Below are 17,517 nucleotides of genomic sequence, written 5' to 3'. Positions count from 1 at the left end.
TACTTCCCACCCGGCTCCTGCAGCGGCACCCAGGGTGCCAGGGGGAGCGGGTCGCAAATTTCTAGGGTAACAGCGCAGGGTGTTACTGGCTTTGGGCTGTATCGTCGGTGGATTGCCCGTTGTTTTGTGTTTCCGGCTTCCAGATCATCTCAACCCTGCCACCGTCGGATTGTCCCTTGGCCTGCATCTGCTCACTGTTGAGATCGTAGTCAATGCGCTCGGCGGCCAGGGTATTGCCGTCACGGTCCACATGGGCACTGCCGGTGAGGAGCAGCTCGGCGGTTTTCACAGTGTATTCGATACGCTGGGCGCGGGCTTTGACCGGGACTGTGCTCTGCGCCATTTGCTGCTGGAAGCGCGCCGGCTTGCCCACCGCGATCACCCGCCGGATTTTGCCCCCTTCACTCAGGTGGGCTTCGACCCGGTCTGCGTGAATTTGCAGCGACCCCTGGGTGATCACCACATCGCCGCTGTAGATGGTTAGGTTGGTGCCGCCATCGGCGTCCAGATTGTGTGCGAGAATCCTGACCGGCTGTTCCCGGTCTTCCGGCAGTGCCAGTGCCGGCCCGGAAAGCATTGGCAGGGCCGCACACAAGGCCGGCACCAGGTAACTAATCGCTTTCATAGGTACTCTTTACCTCGGAGAGGATTTTCACCCGATTCTCTTTCAACAGTGCGTGCATACCAATGCCTTCCGTTATGCTGGTGCCGGAGGTAATGGTAACAAGTTTGTCGGTCTCGGCGAATTCCTGTTGCGGCAAAACGGTTATGGCCTGGGTCTCCAGCGTCAGGCCGCCTGGCTCGGGTAATTCGTTGATGACCACATCGCCGCTCAGTTCCACTTTCTGGCCGTTATTGTATGCGATGCCCTGTCTGGATTCTGTAAGCCATTTGGGTCTATCGTCCTGATAGAACACGATGCGGGGCTCGGCCAGGTCGGCCTGGTCGCGACGGGCAAACTGAAAATAAGTGATTTGCTCCGCGTTGACTATGTACGCCAGCGCGCCTTCAGTGTCGAAGTGGCGTGTGTGGGCATCGCGAATCACCAGGTCCGCAGCACGGTTTTTCTCCTGCTGGGTGGGCCTTTTGCCCAGCAGTTGCTCCGGGGCACTGTCGGCGTACCAGAGGCTGACGCCAATCAGCGTGGCGAGGATGAACAGCGGCAACCAGCTGCGCATAGGGTTCCTCCGTCAAACATTTTCGCGCCCGGACCCAAAGGTGGCCCCGAGCCCGATGAGACAGCCAATGCGTTATTCTGTCTCACTTTCCAATGGGGGTGTCTGTGTCAATATAGGGGGCCAGGGCGGCTGCGAAAGTGCCCTGCACCCGCATGATCCGGTCGCAGACTTCCCGCACCGCGCCTTCGCCACCCCGGGCCTCGGTGACCCATATTGCTCTCTCGCGCACTGGCGGCGCGGCGTTGGGCACTGCGATGGGGCATCCCACCCGCGTCATTACCGTCAGGTCGGGATAGTCGTCCCCCACATAAGCCATGTCTTCCATCCGACACCCTTCCTGGGCAAACAGTTCGTGCAGGGCAGTGAGTTTGTCTTCGCGGCCCTGGATCAGCTTGTGGACTCCCAGATCATGCGCCCGTCGTTCCACTACACTGCTGCGCCGCCCGGTAATGATGGCCACTTGCACACCGGACTTCTGCAACATTTTGATACCGTGGCCGTCCAGCGTGTGGAAAGTCTTCAGCTCATTGCCATTGTTGTCAAAGTACAGTTTGCCATCGGTCAGCACGCCGTCCACATCCAGTATCAGGTGGTGCACCCTGGACAGCTGGCGTTCAATTTTTTCTTTCGAATTTGTTTTTGAGCTCACGATTTACCGTCCTGATCAGATTACGCCGGCGCGCAGTATATCGTGCATATGCAGCACACCAATGGGATGGTGGGCGTCGTCCTCCACCACCAGTGCTGTAATCCGGTTGTCCTCCATGACCCCGAGTGCCTCGGCGGCGAGAGTGTTGGCCGCGACCGTCTTGGGGTAGCGGCTCATGACTTCTGCCATGGTGGCACTGTCCAGTTCAACCTTGTGGTCGATTACCCGGCGCAGGTCGCCATCGGTAAAGACGCCCAACAGAGTGCCCTGTCGGTCGACCACAGTGGTCATGCCAAAGCCTTTGCTGGTCATTTCGAGCAGCGCCTGGTACAGCGGTGTTTCCGGGAAGACCTGCGGCAATTCGTCGCCGCGGTGCATCACATCCTCGACTTTTAGCAGCAGGCGCCGCCCGAGGGCGCCGCCGGGGTGCGAGAAGGCAAAATCCTGCGCGGTAAAACCGCGCGCTTCCAGCAGAGCCACCGCCAGTGCATCGCCCATGACCAGGGTCACTGTGGTAGAGGAGGTTGGGGCGAGGTTGAGCGGGCAGGCCTCGGTTTCCACCGCAATGTCCAGGTTGACGTCGGCGGCCTGGGCAAGGGGTGAGTCGGCCTTGCCGGCCATGCTGATCAAGGGGGTGCCCAGCCGCTTCAGCAGGGGGAGCAGGGTCAACACTTCCGCGGAGGAGCCGGAATTGGATATGGCGATCACCAGATCGTCGCGTGTAATCATGCCCAGGTCGCCGTGGCTGGCTTCGCCCGGATGCACAAAGAAACTGGGGGTGCCGGTACTGGCGAGGGTGGCGGCGATCTTCTTGCCGATATGGCCCGATTTACCCATGCCGGTGACAATGGTGCGTCCGCGGCACTGTAAAATCTGTTCACAGGCGCGTTTAAAATTCTCGTCGATACGGCTTTCCAGGGCGGCAACCGCGGCATTTTCCATGCGTACAGTGCGGCGCCCCGCCTGCAATATAAGGTCCTGCGTCATTGCGTCACTCCGCGTCGGGTTCTGTTGAGTTTAGAAACATCCTGCGTATACCGTAAATCCCACCTGGCCGCCGACCGGGCCTCCCCAGTGCTAACCTTTAAGGAGGGATCGATGCCACACCGCCCCCGCCACGGGCAAAACCTCCACAGACGTCTACAATAGCCGTGCGTTGAGCGCAGTAGGGTCACGCCAAGGGGGGCGACATGGTATAGTCTGGCGCCGTTGCTGTCAGCTGTGTGGCCGCTCGCATCGCACCCAGGCCGGGTGGGTCGAGCTGCCGGTTATACATCGGGCAGTGGCGTCACGGCACTTTATGGCTCTGTGTGCGTCCAAGGAATGATTTACCAATAGGAGTTTTTTGTGAGTCTGATATCACTGTTCCGCCGCTCGGAGTTCAAGCAATGGTTAAGCGCGTCATGCGTCGCCCTGTTGATTTCCGTCTGGGCGCCTGTCGCCAGCGCGGCCCAGAATCCCTATGCGATGATCGAGGGTGTGTCCCAGAATCTGCTGGGAGTAATCCGTGCCAATGCTCAGTATCTGCACTCGGACCCCCAGCGCTACTACAGCGCTGTGGATAGTGTACTGGCGCCGGTGGTGGATTTCGATTTTATTGCCCGCGGGGTCATGGGGACCTATGCGAAGCAGGCCACGGCAGCACAACGCTCGCGCTTCACCAGTACTTTCCGCCGCGATTTGGTGTCGACTTTCGCCAGGGGCATTGCCAACTTTGGGGATATGGATGTCAGGGTGGTCAACCCCGGCTCCACGCCTACCAAAAGGCGTGTAAACGTGTTGCAGGAAGTGCGCAGCAAGGAGGGGGTCACCAAGGTTTCCTATACCCTGGTGCGCAATCGTGCCGGGCAGTGGAAGCTGATCAACGTGATCCTGAACGGGGTCAATCTGGGTAAGACTTTCCGCAGCCAGTTCGCCCAGGCTATGCAGACCCATCAGGATATCGACAAGGTCATCGCCACCTGGTCAGCCGAGCAGGTGGCCAACACGGTGGGTTGAGTACCGCTTCCGGGTTGCGAGGCTGCGCAACCCGGCAGTTTGCAGTAAACTGGCCCGCTGTCTTGGGCAACTCAAATATTTCCCACCTATGCAAGCCGATGAAATCAAAGCCCTGGTGGAAGGGCACATTCCCGAAAGTCACGCTGATGTCGCCTTCGAGGGCAGCCATCTGGTGGTAACTGTGGTCAGCAGCGCATTTGCAGGCCTCAGCAGGGTAAAAAAACAGCAGCTCGTATACGCGGCCCTGGGCGACAAGATCGCCGATGGCACGCTGCACGCGGTTCAGATGCAGACGCTGACGCCGGAAGAAGCCGGCAAATAGGGCTCGATAGCGAATGGACAAATTACTGATCGAGGGTGGCAACTCCATTTCGGGGACCCTCAAGATTTCCGGTGCCAAGAATGCGGCGCTGCCCATTCTCGCCGCTGCAATACTGGCGGACGGCCCCGTGCAGATACACAATCTGCCGCATCTCAATGACATCACCACCATGCTCACCCTGCTGCGGTGCATGGGTTGCGATGTCACCATCGACGAAAAACTGGGCGTGGAGATAGACCCGCGCTCACTCAACGAACTCACCGCGCCCTACGAGCTGGTCAAGACCATGCGCGCCTCCATCCTGGTGCTGGGTCCGATGCTCGCCCGCCACGGCTTGGCCAATGTGTCCTTCCCCGGCGGCTGCTCCATCGGCAGTCGGCCTGTGGACATTCACCTCAAAGGTCTGGAGGCCATGGGTGCTGAGATTACGGTGGACGGGGGCTTTATCCGTGCCCGCTCCCGGGGCCGCTTGAAGGGCGCCAACATAGTGATGGAAAAGGTGACCGTGGGCGGCACCGAGAACCTGCTAATGGCGGCGGTGCTCGCCGAGGGAACCACGGTACTGCACAATGCAGCGCGCGAGCCGGAGATCGTCGATCTGGCCGAGTTCCTGATTGCTATGGGCGCCCAGATCGAAGGGGTGGGCACCGATACGCTGCGAGTACACGGTGTAGCCAGGTTGAATCCCTGTACCTTCAGTGTAATGCCCGACCGAATCGAGACCGGCACTTTTCTCGCGGCGGCGGCGGCGGCGCGGGGGAAGGTGCGGCTCACACACACCCGCGCGGATATTCTCGATGCGGTGTTGGTGAAGTTCGAGGAGGCGGGTGCGTATATCAATACCGGCGACGACTGGATCGAGCTAGATATGCGCGGCAATCGGCCCAAAGCGGTGAGCTTTCGCACCGCACCTTACCCGGCCTTTCCCACCGATATGCAGTCGCAGTTGATGGTGGTGAATGCGGTGGCCGAAGGCAAGGGGGCGGTGGTGGAGACTATTTTTGAAAACCGCCTGATTCAGGTTCACGAGTTGAACCGCATGGGCGCTGACATCACCCTGGAGGGCAATACAGCTATCGTGACCGGGGTCGAGCGGTTAAAAGGGGCCCCGGTGATGGCCTCCGATCTGCGCGCATCAGCCAGCCTGGTGATCGCGGGTATGCTGGCTGAAGGCACCACGGTGGTCGATCGGATTTACCATATCGACCGCGGCTATGAATGTATCGAGGAGAAGCTGCGGCAACTGGGGGCGAATATCCGCCGCCTGCCGGGCTGACGCCGCCCGGGCTAAAAAGGGGTCCTCGGATGTGGCCAATCGATATCAGCAGGCCAGACACACACGGGCTCCACCGTTTTTTTTCACGCGACCCAGAACAGGACCCCATGCAAATCACCATCGCCCTGACCAAAGGCAGAATCCTTGAGGAAACCCTGCCGCTGCTGCATGCTGCCGGACTGGAGCCGCTGGAAGACATTTCCAAGAGCCGCAAACTCATTTTTCCCACCAATCAGCCAGGGGTCTGTTTTCTGCTGTTGCGGGGCACAGACGTGCCCACCTATGTACAGCACGGCGCCGCCGATATGGGGGTGGCGGGCAAGGATAACCTGCTTGAACATGCGATCGACGGCATTTACGAACCCCTGGACCTGGGTATCGCTCGCTGTCGGCTGATGACTGCGGGTATCCGGGGTGCCCAGCCGCCGCGCGGAAGGATCAAAGTGGCCACCAAGTTTGTACAGAGCGCCAAACGCTACTATGCAGCACAGGGTCGCCAGGCGGACATTATCCAGCTGTACGGGGCTATGGAGCTGGCGCCTCTGATGGGGCTGGCGGATGAGATAGTGGACATCGTGGATACCGGCAATACGTTGCGGGCCAACGGTCTGGAGGCGCGGGACACTATTGCCCACATCAGCAGCCGTCTGATCGTCAACAAAGCATCCATGAAAATGAAATACCAGTCGATCAGCAGTTTGATCGGCAAACTGTCCGATGTGGTGGCAGCGCGCTGGGAGGGGGCGGATGCACAGTGACTTGATTCGCCGCCTGGACGCGGGGGACAGTGATTTCGACGCGCAGCTGGCCCAATTGCTGGCCTGGGAATCGGTTGTCGATTCCCAGGTGGAGCAGATAGTGGCCGACATACTGCGGCAGGTACGCCGGCAGGGTGATGCCGCCCTGATCGAATACAGCAACCGCTTGGACCGCCGCCGGCTGGTCAACGCCGAGGATTTTTGCGTGACCCCAAAGGAAATGGCGGTGGCACTGGGGCGCATTTCCGAGCAGCATCGCCTCGCACTGGAAACTGCAGCCCAGCGGGTACACAGCTATCACCAACACCAGTTACAGGATGGCTGGCAGTACACCGAGGCCGACGGCACTGTTCTGGGGCAGAAAGTTACACCTATGGAGCGGGTAGGGGTCTATGTTCCCGGGGGCAAGGCGAGTTACCCCTCGTCAGTGCTGATGAATGTGATTCCCGCCAAAGTCGCGGGCGTGAACTCGGTGGCCATGGTGGTGCCGGCGCCGGACGATCAGCTCAGTGACCTGGTACTGGCAGCGGCGGCGATCGCCGGGGTGGATGAGCTGTATACCCTGGGCGGCGCTCAGGCCATTGCGGCCCTGGCTTATGGCACTCAAAGCATACGTCGGGTCGACAAGATAGTGGGGCCGGGCAACGTTTATGTTGCCGCCGCCAAACGCGCCGTGTTCGGACAGGTGGCGATCGATATGATCGCCGGGCCGTCGGAGATACTGGTGATCTGCGACGGCGCCACCGATGCGGATTGGGTCGCCATGGATCTGCTGTCACAGGCGGAGCACGATCAGCAGGCCCAGTCCATATTGCTGAGTCCCGACGATAGCTTTCTCGATGCGGTGGCGGCCGCCCTGGAAAGGCTGCTGGCAGAATTGCCGCGGCGGGACATTGCCGGCGCCTCCCTGGCGCGGCGGGGTGCCCTGATCTCTGTGGATTCCATCGAATCGGCCATCGCGCTGGCCAACCGCATTGCTCCGGAGCACCTGGAGGTCTCGGTGGACAACCCGCAGCAGTATCTGCCGATGATCCGCCATGCCGGGGCAATATTCCTCGGCCGCTATACTGCGGAAGCACTGGGGGACTATTGCGCCGGGCCCAGTCATGTGCTCCCCACCAGCGGTACCGCGCGTTTTTCATCACCGCTGGGCGTGTACGATTTTCAGAAGCGCAGTTCAATCATCTGCTGTTCGCCCCAGGCTGCGGATCGGCTCGGGCGGGTCGCCGGCACTCTGGCCCGGGGCGAGGGCCTGGAGGCTCACGCGCGCTCGGCGGAGTACCGATTCAGGAAAGAGTAGCGCTAGTGTCAACAGGCCCTTGGCGGTGCTGATTGGTGTTCGACCGGACCTTTAGGTGCGTTTTTCCGACTGGGGCATTTCCGATACGGTGACTTCCACCGTATTGACGGCGCCCTCGCGCATAAAGGTAATCGAAACCGTATCTCCGGGGCGCAGGGTCGCCATAGCGGCGGCGCCGCGTCTGCCATCGTTGATCGGCAGGCCGTCGATATGGGTGATCACATCTCCCGGCTTCAGTCCCGCCCGGTGTGCCGGACCCTGGTTGTAGATTCCGGTCACGATGACCCCGTGGGTGGACGTGAGATTGAAAGCGCGCGCCACTTCCGGGGTGACTCCACTGGCCTCTATGCCGAGCCAGCCTGGCACCACGCGGCCGTACTCAATAATGTCCTGCATGATTTTTAAGGCGATATTTGCCGGTATGGCAAAGCTGATACCGCCGGCGTAGCTGGACTGGTTGAGAATGGAGGTATTGATACCCAGCAGGCGGCCGTGGGCGTCCACCAGTGCTCCGCCGGAATTGCCGGGATTCACTGCCGCATCGGTTTGCAGGAAGTTTTGCAGGTAGCCGCCGGTACCATTGCTACCCAGTTTGACGTTGCGTGCGCCTGTGGCACTGATAATGCCCTGGGTCACGGTCTGCCCCACCCCAAAAGGGTTGCCAATGGCCAGTACCACATCGCCGACCTGTGCGTGTTCCGGATCTCCCACCTCGATAGAGGTGAGTTGCGGCAACTCCACCTTGAGCACCGCCAGGTCAAAATCCGCATCGCTTCCCACCAGCTCCGCCTGTGCCTCGCGTCCATCCGCCAGCAGTACGACGATGGCATCAGCTTGGTTGACCACATGGTGATTGGTGAGGATATATCCCCGGTCGCTGACGATAACGCCAGAGCCCAGGTTGGATTGCAGCCGTTGTTTTTGCGGTGGGTTCATGCTGTTGAACAGGCGTCGAAACAGCGGGTCATTAAACAGCGGGTGACTCCGCTGGGGTATGGCAGTGCGGGTGTAGATGTTCACCACCGCGGGCCCAGCCCGGTCGACCGCATCGGCGTAGGAGACAGGCCCCTGCCACTGGCTATCGCCTGGATCGACGTCGACGTCGCGCAGTTGCGGGAACACCAGCAAGGCTGCTGCGGCCAGGGCCAGGCCAATGGCCGCGGGGATTGCCCAGTCTTGCAAAAATCGTTTCAGGGACACAGGTAACTCCTAGATTTGTGTTTATTATACGGTTTTCCGCCGCGTGCGCACCGGCGGCCTCTGTCCTGCGCCGCGCCCCTTGGGCGGTGGACGCGAATCCGTATAATGGCGGCTGCAAAATCCCGCTAATTTCGTCTAGCTCTCAGTTTGGAGACCTCTATGTCCCTGGTTCGCCCCCACGGCAGCGCCGAGCTGCAACCCAGATTCGTCTACGACAGCGAAAGGCACCACCAGCTGGCGCACGAGGCCGAATCCCTGCCGTCCATAGTGGTCAGCTCAGCTGCGGCTGCCAATGCGGTAATGCTGGGTGCTGGCTACTTCAATCCTCTGCATGGGTATATGAATCTTACGGACGCCCTGAGCGTTGCCGAAACGCTGCGCACTGAGAACGGACTCTTCTGGCCGGTACCGGTCCTCAATATAGTGCGGGATGCCAGCGCCATTGCCGGTGCCGGGCGTATTGCGTTGCGCGACCCCCGGGTGGAGGGGCACCCGGTGCTGGCAGTGATGGAAGTGCAGGGAATAGAGTCGATTTCCGAGCGGCAGATGGACGACATGGTCGCACAGGTGTTTGGTACCCGGGACGAGGGGCACCCGGGCGTGGCCAACTTCAGGTCCTCCGGTCGCCAGCTGATTTCCGGGCCCATCGAGGTATTGAATTTCAGCTATTTTCAGAATGACTTTCCGGATACCTTCCGCACCGCGGTGGAAATTCGCAACGAGTTCATCGAGCGCGGCTGGAGCAAGGTGGTGGCCTTCCAGACCCGCAACCCCATGCATCGCGCCCACGAAGAGCTGTGCAAGATGGCGATGGAGGGTGTGGACGCAGATGGTGTGCTGATCCACATGCTGCTGGGACAGCTCAAATCCGGCGATATCCCCGCTCCGGTTCGCGATGCCTCTATTCGCAAAATGGTGGAACTCTATTTCCCCGCCAATACCGTGATGGTGACCGGCTACGGTTTCGACATGCTGTACGCCGGCCCGCGGGAAGCGGTGCTGCACGCGGTGTTTCGCCAGAACTGTGGCTGCAGCCACCTGATTATCGGGCGCGACCACGCCGGTGTTGGCGACTACTACGGGGCCTTCGATGCCCAGTCCATCTTCGATGACAGGGTGCCGGAAGGCGCGCTGGAAATTGAAATTTTCCGCGCCGACCACACCGCCTATTCGAAAAAGCTGAACCGGGTGGTGATGATGCGCGATGCGCCGGATCACAGTAAGGAAGACTTTATACTGCTGTCCGGCACCAAAGTGCGTGAAATGCTGGGTGACGGGATTGCGCCGCCCCCGGAGTTTTCCCGCCCGGAAGTGGCGAAGATCCTGATGGATTACTACCAAAGCCTGTAGCGGGCTCTAATTTACCGCCCGCCGGGCTCCCGCGGGCGCGTATCTACCGGGGTTGCTGTCAGCGGCTAACACCGGTCTCGGCGGCATCGGTGTTTTCCAGCCCCGCCATAGCCTCTTTGTCCAGGCCGAAATCCTCAGCCAGGGTTCCTTTCGCGCCGGGTTCTTTGGGGGCCCAGTCCCGCGGTGGGACCACATCGCGGAGACTTTCGTCATTGTCGCTCAGTTTGCCGCTGCCGGCCTCCAGCATCTGCCGGCCAATATCCTGACTGGAAAGCCGCACTGCGCTGTTGGCCAGGTATTCGTGTACTTCGCGGTAGCTTTTAGTCAGGTTGTGAACCAGTTGTGCAGTCTGGTCGAAGTGTTCATTGACCTGCAACTGGAAATCCTCCAGCTTGCTGTTGGCCTCGCTCAGGCGCAGCTCCAGTTCCTGGGTGCGATCTGTACCGCCGCGGCCGCGGTTGGCGAGAAATGCAAGTATGGCACCCAGTGCCAGACCGACGACGCCAACCAGGATCAAAACCGATGTAGAGTGCACTGATACTTTCTCCTCGACTGTTAACCCGGCCATCTGACAGGCTTTTGGGGCCTGCCGGGTTACTGCTCCTGACGTAGTGCTGTAGCCGCGCGGATTGTCCGTTTTTCCAGGCTGGCGCGACAGCCCTTAGTATACGCGATTCCACCTCCCGCGTCGGCCGCGCTGTCGGGTTGCCGCCTGAAACCGCCTAAATATCAACGCGGCAGCTGAATAGACTGCCGGGCTAGTGTGGCTCAAGGGCGTACCCTTGCCGGTCGGAGCCCGTCGTAACTCATTGAAAAACATGAGATTCTACGTAATTGTTCAAGTTTTCAAGGAGGACAATCCGGTAGGTGTCAAGGGTTTCCAGCTCAGGGCCACCTATTATTGCCCGGTTAATAAGTGGCCAGGTGCTGACCGTAGCCAGAGGCGGCGGGGGCTAGCGGTTTGCGGCACGATTTTGGTAGAGTGCCGTCGCCTCCACTCTCAGTTCAGTAGGTCATGTCTCCAGTCGAAGTAGTACCCTTCACACCCATGCAGCGCTATCAGTGCGATCTGGCGCGCCCGGACTTTGTCGCCGATCCGGCCCAGAGGGTGGCGCTGGGGGAGCTGCAGGATCTCTATGAGCGCCTGTTGGCAGCCCGCGCGCCAAAGGGGGTTGTTGCGCGCTTGAGAAAGCTATTGGCGCCACGTCCGGCTGCACAGAAAGGGTTGTACCTGTGGGGTGGCGTGGGCCGCGGCAAAACCTACCTGATGGACACCTTTTATGAATCCCTGCCGTTCCCGGACAAGTGCCGTACCCACTTCCACCGTTTCATGCGCGATGTGCACCGGCAGCTGCAGCGCCTGGGTGGGGTAAAAAACCCCCTGGAGAGGGTGGCCGAGGACATTGCCAGGGATGCCCGGGTAATCTGTTTTGACGAGTTCTTTGTATCGGATATTGGCGATGCCATGATTCTGGCGAACCTGCTGGATGCCCTGTTTCGCCGCGGTGTCACCCTGGTAGCAACCTCCAATATCGAGCCGGCGGGACTCTACCGCAACGGTTTGCAGCGGGCCCGCTTCCTGCCGGCCATCGACCTGCTGAACCGGCACACCAGGGTAGTGAACGTAGATGGCGGGGTGGACCACCGATTGCGGGCACTGGAAAAGGCCGAACTCTACCATTCGCCGCTGGATCCGGAGGCGGAGGCCAGCCTGATGCGAAGCTTTCACGGCTTGATGGTCGGGGGAGGGGCGGTGCACGAGGCGGCTGTACTGGAAATTGAGGGGCGCAACATCAATACGGTGCGGGAGGCGGACGGTGTCGTCTGGTTCGAGTTCGCACAGCTCTGCGATGGCCCCCGCTCGCAAAACGACTATATCGAGCTGGCGCGGGAGTATCACAGTGTGCTGCTGGCCGGGGTGCCCAGGCTGACAGGGCTGATGGACAGTCAGGCGCGCCGGTTCATCAACCTGGTGGATGAATTCTATGACCGCAGCGTCAAGCTGGTGATCTCGGCCGAGGTGCCGGTGGAGGAGCTGTACGCTGGCAGGCACCTGGGGTTTGAGTTCCAGCGTACCATCAGCCGCCTGCTGGAAATGCAGTCACGGGAGTATCTGGCGCGCCCGCACCGGTCGGATTAGGCGTCGGATAGCGGCCACAAATCCCTTGAAAAGCCCGTGGCGCTTATGTAGTATTCGCGCTCTTTTGTGGGACGGCCGCCTCTTTTGCGGCCCAGTGCAGGTGTTTTATAACATGAAGACTTACAGTGCCAAGCCGGAAGCGGTAAAACGCGACTGGTATATTGTCGACGCTGCGGGTAAGACTCTCGGCCGTATTTCCGCTGAGATAGCTCACCGTCTGCGCGGCAAGCACAAGCCTGAATACACGCCCCACGTGGACACCGGTGATTACATCGTTGTAATCAACGCTGAAAAGGTCCGCGTGACCGGCAACAAGGCCAAGGACAAGATCTACCACAGCCACTCCGGCTACCCGGGAGGTCTCAAATCCATCAGCTTTGAGAAGCTGATCGAAAAAGCGCCCGAGCGCACCATTCAAAGCGCAGTGAAAGGTATGCTGCCGAAGGGTCCGTTGGGTCGCGCCATGTTCAAGAAGCTGAAAGTGTACAGCGGCAGCGAACATCCTCATGCGGCGCAGCAGCCGATTGAACTGGCGATCTAAACGGGAAAGACTCAAATGGCAACGACTCAATACTATGGTACCGGCCGCCGCAAGACCTCGACCGCCCGCGTGTTCGTCGAGCAGGGCGAGGGCAAGATCACCGTCAATGGCCGCAACCTCGATGACTATTTCGGCCGCGAAGTGGCGCGCATGATTGTGCGACAGCCGCTGGAGCTGGTCGATATGGTGGATAAGTTCGACATCAACGTCACCGTAAAGGGCGGGGGTTCCTTTGGCCAGGCGGGCGCTATCCGTCACGGCCTCACCCGCGCGCTCATGCAGTACGACGAAGCACTGCGGCAGCCACTGCGTGGCGCCGGCTATGTGACCCGCGACGCCCGCGCCGTGGAGCGCAAGAAGGTGGGTCTGCGCAAGGCGCGCAAGAAGCCGCAGTTCTCCAAGCGATAATTTGCTTTCAAAACCCGGTCCGCGACCGGGTTTTTTTATATCTGCGATTTTTGGACCGGCCCCGGTGTGGCGCCGGTCCCGGTATTTTTGTGCAATTGCTCGCCAATTCCATGGGCATTTGACGACGTTCGCCACAGTCTTCGCCTTGTATCAAATTGGCATTTTCTTTAACATTGCGCGGATTTGTATCCGCTTGATTTCTGGGGTTAATTGGGCGCGAAACGCGTTTCCGGGGACCTCGGTGTGGGAAGAATATATTGGGTTTGGGTCAGCGAAATTTCGCTGTGATGGGAGAATAACGTCATGAGTGACGGTGTAAACGTAGGCCGGCGCCGATTCCTGACCGCCGCCACCTCGGTGGTGGGAGGGGCCGGTGTTGTGGGCGTGGCTGTACCGTTTGTCGCATCCTGGAATCCGAGTGCCAAGGCCAAGGCCGCCGGCGCCCCGGTGAAGTACAACATCAGTAAGCTGGAGCCGGGCCAGATGGTTACCGTCGAGTGGCGGGGCAAGCCGGTGTACGTGGTGCGCCGCACCGATGCAGTGTTGGAAAACTTGGTGAAGGTGGAGCCATTTCTGCGCGACCCCTTTTCCGAGGAGTCCGTCCAGCCGGAATATGTGAATCCCGAAAACCGTGCGATCAAGGCGAAGACACTGGTACTGGTGGGTCTGTGCACTCACCTGGGCTGTGCCCCCATGTATCGCCCCGAGGTCGGTGCTGCAGACCTGGGTGGCGCCGAGTGGATGGGCGGCTTTTTCTGTCCCTGTCACGGCTCCAAGTTTGACATGGCCGGCCGTGTCTACAAGGGCGTACCTGCCCCCACCAACCTGGAAGTGCCCCCCTACTTCTATGAAAGCAATGACATCATCGTGATCGGTGTTAACCAGGAGGGCAGCGCATGAAGTGGCTGGCAGATTTCGGTGACTGGGTAGACCAGCGCCTGCCGATTTACCAGGCCTGGGACAGGCACATGGGCAAGTACTATGCGCCCAAGAACTTCAACCTGTGGTATTTCTTCGGTGTCTTCTCGCTGCTGGTCCTGGTCAACCAACTGTTGACCGGCATCTGGCTGGTGATGAACTACAACCCCTCCGCTGACGGCGCTTTCGCCTCGGTGGAATACATCATGCGCGACGTGGACTGGGGCTGGCTGATTCGCTATCTGCACTCCACTGGTGCGTCGGCGTTTTTCGTTGTTGTCTATCTGCACATGTTCCGCGGGTTGATGTACGGCTCCTACAAGCCGCCGCGCGAGCTGGTGTGGATTTTCGGCATGTGTATCTACCTGGTGCTCATGGCCGAGGCGTTTATGGGCTATGTGCTGCCCTGGGGGCAGATGTCCTATTGGGGCGCCCAGGTCATCGTATCCCTGTTCGGGGCCGTCCCCGGTATCGGGGAAGACCTGGTGGAGTGGATTCGCGGCGACTATCTGATTTCCGGTATCACCCTGACCCGGTTTTTCTCCCTGCATGTCATAGCGCTGCCGCTGGTGCTGGTATTGCTGGTGGTACTGCATATTCTGGCGCTGCACGAGGTGGGCTCCAACAACCCGGATGGTATTGAGATCAAGAAGAACAAGGATGAAAACGGCGTACCCCTCGACGGTATCGCCTTCCATCCCTACTACTCGGTCCACGACCTGGTGGGCATCGCCGTATTTCTGTTTATTTTCTGTGTGGTGGTGTTCTTCTTCCCGGAGATGGGTGGCTTCTTCCTGGAGCATGCCAATTTCGAGGAGGCGAACCCGCTGAAAACGCCGGAGCACATAGCGCCGGTGTGGTACTTCACTCCCTTTTATGCCGTCTTGCGCGCGGTGACAATCGATATAGGGCCGTTTACCGCCAAGTTCCTCGGCCTGATAGCCATGGGCGCAGCCATCGCCATACTGTTTGTGCTGCCCTGGCTGGACAAGAGTCCGGTGCGCTCTATCCGCTACAAGGGACTGTTGCCGAAGGCGCTGCTGCTGGTATTTGCCGCTGTCTTTATTATCCTGGGGTATCTGGGTGTGCAATCGCCGACACCGGGGCGCAACTTTCTGGCACAGGTGGGCACTCTGTTCTATTTCGCCTATTTCTTCACCATGCCGATTTGGACCAACCCCACTGGCCGCAAAGGCGCTGCCTCCTGGGTGGTTAGTGGCGTGTTCGGCTTCCTGTTCCTGTGGATGGCAGTGGGTAGCTGGGATGTGAATCTGTTTGTGACGCTCATGGCGCTGGCGATGGCGGTCTTTTTCGCTGCACTGCCCTGGCTCACCGCGCGTGACCATGTGAAGCCAGAGCCGGAGCGCGTGACTAGCCCCTCCGGGGAGAAGACCTTTGGCACCCTTTTCGGCGGCATAATCGTTGTGCTACTGCTGGCCTTTATTCCAATCAAGGCAGTGGGTGCCGAGAGCACTATTGAGCTGGACCAGATCAATGTGGATCTGCAGGACAAGCCGTCCCTGCAGCGAGGTGCCAAATACTTCGTCAACTACTGCATGGGCTGCCACAGCGCCAACTTCTCGCGCTGGGAGAGAGTGGCCACCGACCTGGGAATCCCCAATGAGCTGATGGTGCAGAACCTGGTTCTGGGTGATGGCAAAATCGGGGAGCTGATGCAGATCTCCATGCGCACGGATGATTCCAAGGTGTGGTTCGGCGCTGCGCCGCCGGACCTCACCCTGTCGGCCCGCTCCCGCTCGCCGGAATGGCTCTACACTTATCTGCGCAGCTTTTACCGGGATGACAGTCGTCCCACCGGCGTGAACAACAAAGTGTTTCCCAACGTGGGTATGCCCCATGTGCTGATGGAACTACAGGGTTTGCAGGAGTGCGCACCGGGTCCAAAGCGGGAGCACGGCAGCGTGGTGCGGGATGAACTGGGCAATCCCATCATGGATGCCGATTGCGGCAGCCTCGAAGTCGGCAGCGTCAAGGGCTCCATGGATCCGGCGGAATTCGACCAGGCTATGTACGACCTGGTGAATTTCATGGAGTACATCGCCGAGCCTATGGCTCTGGAGCGCAAGCGTATCGGCTTTTTCGTGTTGGCGTTTATCCTGGTATTTTTTGTCTTTGCCTGGCTGCTGAATCGCGAATACTGGAAAGACGTGCACCACTGAAGGTGCATTGGATAGTAAAAACTTCGGGTGGTGGAGTCGCTCCGCCACCCTTTTTGTGTTTTTGATCATTGGCCGGACAGTGACGGCCAGATAGCCTGAGGTAGTTAGAAAATGGGTGTGCCCGCCAACAAGCGCTCCTCCATGACCTTCTTTTCTGATGGTCGCAGTCATTTAAGCCACCGTGTGCGCATTGTACTCGCCGAAAAAGGGGTTTCCGTGGACGTCATTGACGTGGAGCCGGACAACCAGCCCGCTGAGCTCGCTGACCTCAACCCCTACAATTCTCTGCCGACTCTGGTGGACCGGGAGCTGGTGCTGTTCGAAACCAAGGTAATGATGGAATACCTAGACGAGCGCTTCCCGCATCCACCCCTGTTGCCGGTATACCCGGTGGCAAGGGCGCAGAGCCGCCAGATCATGTACCGTATCGAGCGCGACTGGTGTCCGCTGGTGGACAGGATTGTCGCCGGGGGCAAAGATGCCGCCGCTGCGCGCAAGGAGCTTCGGGACAGTCTGGTGGGTATAGCGCCAATGTTTACCGATCTGCCGTATTTCTTGAACGAGGAATTCTCACTGGTGGATTGTTGCATGGCACCGCTGTTGTGGCGCCTGGAGCAGTTTGAGATCAGCCTCCCCAAGACCAAGCAGGCCAAACCCCTGCAGGATTACATGGACCGCCTTTTTTCCCGGGAGGCATTTCAGCAGAGTCTGACCGAATACGAGCGCGAGATGCGCTGAGGGATTACTGTTGAGCAAGCCGGCTATGACATCCAATCGCCCGTATATTCTGCGGGCCTTTTACGAGTGGATTACCGACAACCGGTGCACGCCTTACATTTTGGTGGATACCGCTATGTCGGGTGTCCTCGTGCCCCAGCAGCATGTCAACGAAGACGGGCAAATGGTGCTGAATATTTCCGAGACGGCGGTGGTGGGGCTCAGTATGGATAACTACGCCATCCGTTTTAGCGCCCGTTTCGGCGGAGTCCCCACCGATATCCAGGTACCGGTCGGCGCAGTGGTGGGAATTTACGCGCGGGAAAATGGACAGGGTATGGTCTTTGAGGCGGAGGAGACGCCGGAGCCACCGGAACCCACACCCCCAACCAGTCTCGGCCGCAAGTCCGCCAAGAAACCGGCACTGCGGGTGGTCAAATAGCGCCGAAAGCTTCCCCCTGTAGCGCCACCGATTGGTTGTGGCGCTTAAACTTCTCTAGCGGCGGCACTTAACCCCGCAGTCAAAGTTGCCTGTGGGCACTCCCTGAATACTCGTTGAGTTTCACGACTTATTTCTCCCGG

At 59.6% G+C, this 17,517-nt stretch carries 19 protein-coding genes; 13 read left to right on the top strand and 6 right to left on the bottom strand.

The genetic code is table 11. The annotated features are described in order from the left end of the window. Positions 1–82: 82 nt before the first annotated feature. From lptA to AB1S50_RS00375, 4 genes are all read right to left on the bottom strand, one after another. Positions 83–625, bottom strand: a complete 543-nt coding sequence (gene lptA / locus AB1S50_RS00390; protein WP_367148379.1) for a lipopolysaccharide transport periplasmic protein LptA — start codon at positions 623–625, stop codon at positions 83–85. Then, positions 612–1,178 (bottom strand): LPS export ABC transporter periplasmic protein LptC, encoded by a 567-nt coding sequence (gene lptC / locus AB1S50_RS00385; RefSeq protein ID WP_367148378.1) that lies wholly within the window; start codon positions 1,176–1,178, stop codon positions 612–614. The genes lptA and lptC overlap by 14 nt, the downstream gene beginning before the upstream one ends. Positions 1,179–1,260: 82 nt before the next feature. After that, positions 1,261–1,827 (bottom strand): KdsC family phosphatase, encoded by a 567-nt coding sequence (locus AB1S50_RS00380; protein WP_455363725.1) that lies wholly within the window; start codon positions 1,825–1,827, stop codon positions 1,261–1,263. A gap of 15 nt (positions 1,828–1,842) precedes the next feature. Beyond that, a complete protein-coding gene (locus AB1S50_RS00375) occupies positions 1,843–2,814 on the bottom strand; it encodes a KpsF/GutQ family sugar-phosphate isomerase (RefSeq protein WP_367148377.1) in 972 nt (323 codons plus the stop codon). A gap of 360 nt (positions 2,815–3,174) precedes the next feature. Here AB1S50_RS00375 and AB1S50_RS00370 point away from each other — a divergent pair, with 360 nt between their 5' ends. From AB1S50_RS00370 to hisD, 5 genes are all read left to right on the top strand, one after another. Beyond that, on the top strand, positions 3,175–3,825 hold the full coding sequence (locus AB1S50_RS00370; protein ID WP_367148376.1) for an MlaC/ttg2D family ABC transporter substrate-binding protein: 651 nt from the start codon (positions 3,175–3,177) through the stop codon (positions 3,823–3,825). An 88-nt stretch (positions 3,826–3,913) separates the two neighbouring features. Continuing rightward, entirely contained in the window at positions 3,914–4,147 is a 234-nt protein-coding gene (locus AB1S50_RS00365; protein WP_367148375.1) for a BolA family protein, read from the top strand. 13 nt (positions 4,148–4,160) lie between these two features. After that, positions 4,161–5,423 carry a UDP-N-acetylglucosamine 1-carboxyvinyltransferase gene (gene murA, locus AB1S50_RS00360; protein ID WP_367148374.1) on the top strand — a complete coding sequence of 421 codons (1,263 nt, stop codon included), beginning with the start codon at positions 4,161–4,163 and terminating at the stop codon, positions 5,421–5,423. Between the two features lie 107 nt (positions 5,424–5,530). Then, on the top strand, positions 5,531–6,181 hold the full coding sequence (gene hisG / locus AB1S50_RS00355; protein WP_367148373.1) for an ATP phosphoribosyltransferase: 651 nt from the start codon (positions 5,531–5,533) through the stop codon (positions 6,179–6,181). Further along, a complete protein-coding gene (hisD, locus tag AB1S50_RS00350; protein ID WP_367148372.1) occupies positions 6,171–7,481 on the top strand; it encodes a histidinol dehydrogenase in 1,311 nt (436 codons plus the stop codon). The genes hisG and hisD overlap by 11 nt, the downstream gene beginning before the upstream one ends. A 51-nt stretch (positions 7,482–7,532) precedes the next feature. Here the strand turns inward: hisD and AB1S50_RS00345 are convergent, their stop codons facing one another. Then, entirely contained in the window at positions 7,533–8,681 is a 1,149-nt protein-coding gene (locus AB1S50_RS00345) for a S1C family serine protease (RefSeq protein WP_367148371.1), read from the bottom strand. 159 nt (positions 8,682–8,840) lie between these two features. Between AB1S50_RS00345 and sat the strand changes: the two genes are divergently transcribed. Further along, positions 8,841–10,031: a sulfate adenylyltransferase gene (gene sat, locus AB1S50_RS00340; RefSeq protein ID WP_367148370.1), complete on the top strand. Its 1,191-nt coding sequence runs from the start codon at positions 8,841–8,843 to the stop codon at positions 10,029–10,031. Between the two features lie 58 nt (positions 10,032–10,089). Here sat and AB1S50_RS00335 read toward each other — a convergent pair whose 3' ends face one another. Further along, positions 10,090–10,566, bottom strand: coding sequence for a YhcB family protein (locus AB1S50_RS00335; RefSeq protein WP_367148369.1), 477 nt, complete (start codon positions 10,564–10,566; stop codon positions 10,090–10,092). Between the two features lie 480 nt (positions 10,567–11,046). Here AB1S50_RS00335 and zapE point away from each other — a divergent pair, with 480 nt between their 5' ends. The 7 genes from zapE (at position 11,047) to AB1S50_RS00300 (ending at position 17,377) form a co-directional block, all read left to right on the top strand. Then, complete coding sequence (zapE, locus tag AB1S50_RS00330; RefSeq protein WP_367148368.1) at positions 11,047–12,171, top strand: cell division protein ZapE; 1,125 nt, start codon at positions 11,047–11,049, stop codon at positions 12,169–12,171. A 112-nt stretch (positions 12,172–12,283) separates the two neighbouring features. Then, positions 12,284–12,712, top strand: coding sequence for a 50S ribosomal protein L13 (gene rplM, locus AB1S50_RS00325; RefSeq protein ID WP_367148367.1), 429 nt, complete (start codon positions 12,284–12,286; stop codon positions 12,710–12,712). Positions 12,713–12,727: 15 nt separating this feature from the next. After that, positions 12,728–13,120: a 30S ribosomal protein S9 gene (gene rpsI / locus AB1S50_RS00320; RefSeq protein ID WP_367148366.1), complete on the top strand. Its 393-nt coding sequence runs from the start codon at positions 12,728–12,730 to the stop codon at positions 13,118–13,120. 303 nt (positions 13,121–13,423) lie between these two features. Beyond that, positions 13,424–14,020 (top strand): ubiquinol-cytochrome c reductase iron-sulfur subunit, encoded by a 597-nt coding sequence (gene petA, locus AB1S50_RS00315; protein WP_367148365.1) that lies wholly within the window; start codon positions 13,424–13,426, stop codon positions 14,018–14,020. Then, positions 14,017–16,218: a ubiquinol-cytochrome c reductase gene (locus AB1S50_RS00310; RefSeq protein ID WP_367148364.1), complete on the top strand. Its 2,202-nt coding sequence runs from the start codon at positions 14,017–14,019 to the stop codon at positions 16,216–16,218. The genes petA and AB1S50_RS00310 overlap by 4 nt, the downstream gene beginning before the upstream one ends. Positions 16,219–16,329: 111 nt before the next feature. Further along, the gene (locus AB1S50_RS00305; protein WP_367148363.1) at positions 16,330–16,956 is read left to right on the top strand and encodes a glutathione S-transferase N-terminal domain-containing protein; all 627 of its coding nucleotides are present in this window, start codon (positions 16,330–16,332) and stop codon (positions 16,954–16,956) included. Positions 16,957–16,981: 25 nt separating this feature from the next. Beyond that, entirely contained in the window at positions 16,982–17,377 is a 396-nt protein-coding gene (locus AB1S50_RS00300; RefSeq protein ID WP_367148362.1) for a ClpXP protease specificity-enhancing factor, read from the top strand. The last annotated feature ends 140 nt before the right edge of the window (positions 17,378–17,517 follow it).

Origin of the sequence: Microbulbifer discodermiae, from assembly GCF_040742695.1 — a bacterium.
Lineage (GTDB): Bacteria > Pseudomonadota > Gammaproteobacteria > Pseudomonadales > Cellvibrionaceae > Microbulbifer.
The sequence above is the reverse complement of the archived record's forward strand: the minus strand, read 5'-3'. Positions and strand labels throughout refer to the sequence as shown.

Coding starts and splice junctions, on each gene's coding strand:
- AB1S50_RS00365 (WP_367148375.1), top strand. CDS start 3,914: ATGCAAGCCGATGAAATCAAAGCCCTGGTGGAAGGGCACATTCCCGAA.
- hisD (WP_367148372.1), top strand. CDS start 6,171: ATGCACAGTGACTTGATTCGCCGCCTGGACGCGGGGGACAGTGATTTC.
- lptC (WP_367148378.1), bottom strand. CDS start 1,178: ATGCGCAGCTGGTTGCCGCTGTTCATCCTCGCCACGCTGATTGGCGTC.
- sat (WP_367148370.1), top strand. CDS start 8,841: ATGTCCCTGGTTCGCCCCCACGGCAGCGCCGAGCTGCAACCCAGATTC.
- hisG (WP_367148373.1), top strand. CDS start 5,531: ATGCAAATCACCATCGCCCTGACCAAAGGCAGAATCCTTGAGGAAACC.
- rpsI (WP_367148366.1), top strand. CDS start 12,728: ATGGCAACGACTCAATACTATGGTACCGGCCGCCGCAAGACCTCGACC.
- murA (WP_367148374.1), top strand. CDS start 4,161: ATGGACAAATTACTGATCGAGGGTGGCAACTCCATTTCGGGGACCCTC.
- AB1S50_RS00300 (WP_367148362.1), top strand. CDS start 16,982: ATGACATCCAATCGCCCGTATATTCTGCGGGCCTTTTACGAGTGGATT.
- AB1S50_RS00305 (WP_367148363.1), top strand. CDS start 16,330: ATGGGTGTGCCCGCCAACAAGCGCTCCTCCATGACCTTCTTTTCTGAT.
- rplM (WP_367148367.1), top strand. CDS start 12,284: ATGAAGACTTACAGTGCCAAGCCGGAAGCGGTAAAACGCGACTGGTAT.
- zapE (WP_367148368.1), top strand. CDS start 11,047: ATGTCTCCAGTCGAAGTAGTACCCTTCACACCCATGCAGCGCTATCAG.
- AB1S50_RS00310 (WP_367148364.1), top strand. CDS start 14,017: ATGAAGTGGCTGGCAGATTTCGGTGACTGGGTAGACCAGCGCCTGCCG.
- lptA (WP_367148379.1), bottom strand. CDS start 625: ATGAAAGCGATTAGTTACCTGGTGCCGGCCTTGTGTGCGGCCCTGCCA.
- petA (WP_367148365.1), top strand. CDS start 13,424: ATGAGTGACGGTGTAAACGTAGGCCGGCGCCGATTCCTGACCGCCGCC.
- AB1S50_RS00375 (WP_367148377.1), bottom strand. CDS start 2,814: ATGACGCAGGACCTTATATTGCAGGCGGGGCGCCGCACTGTACGCATG.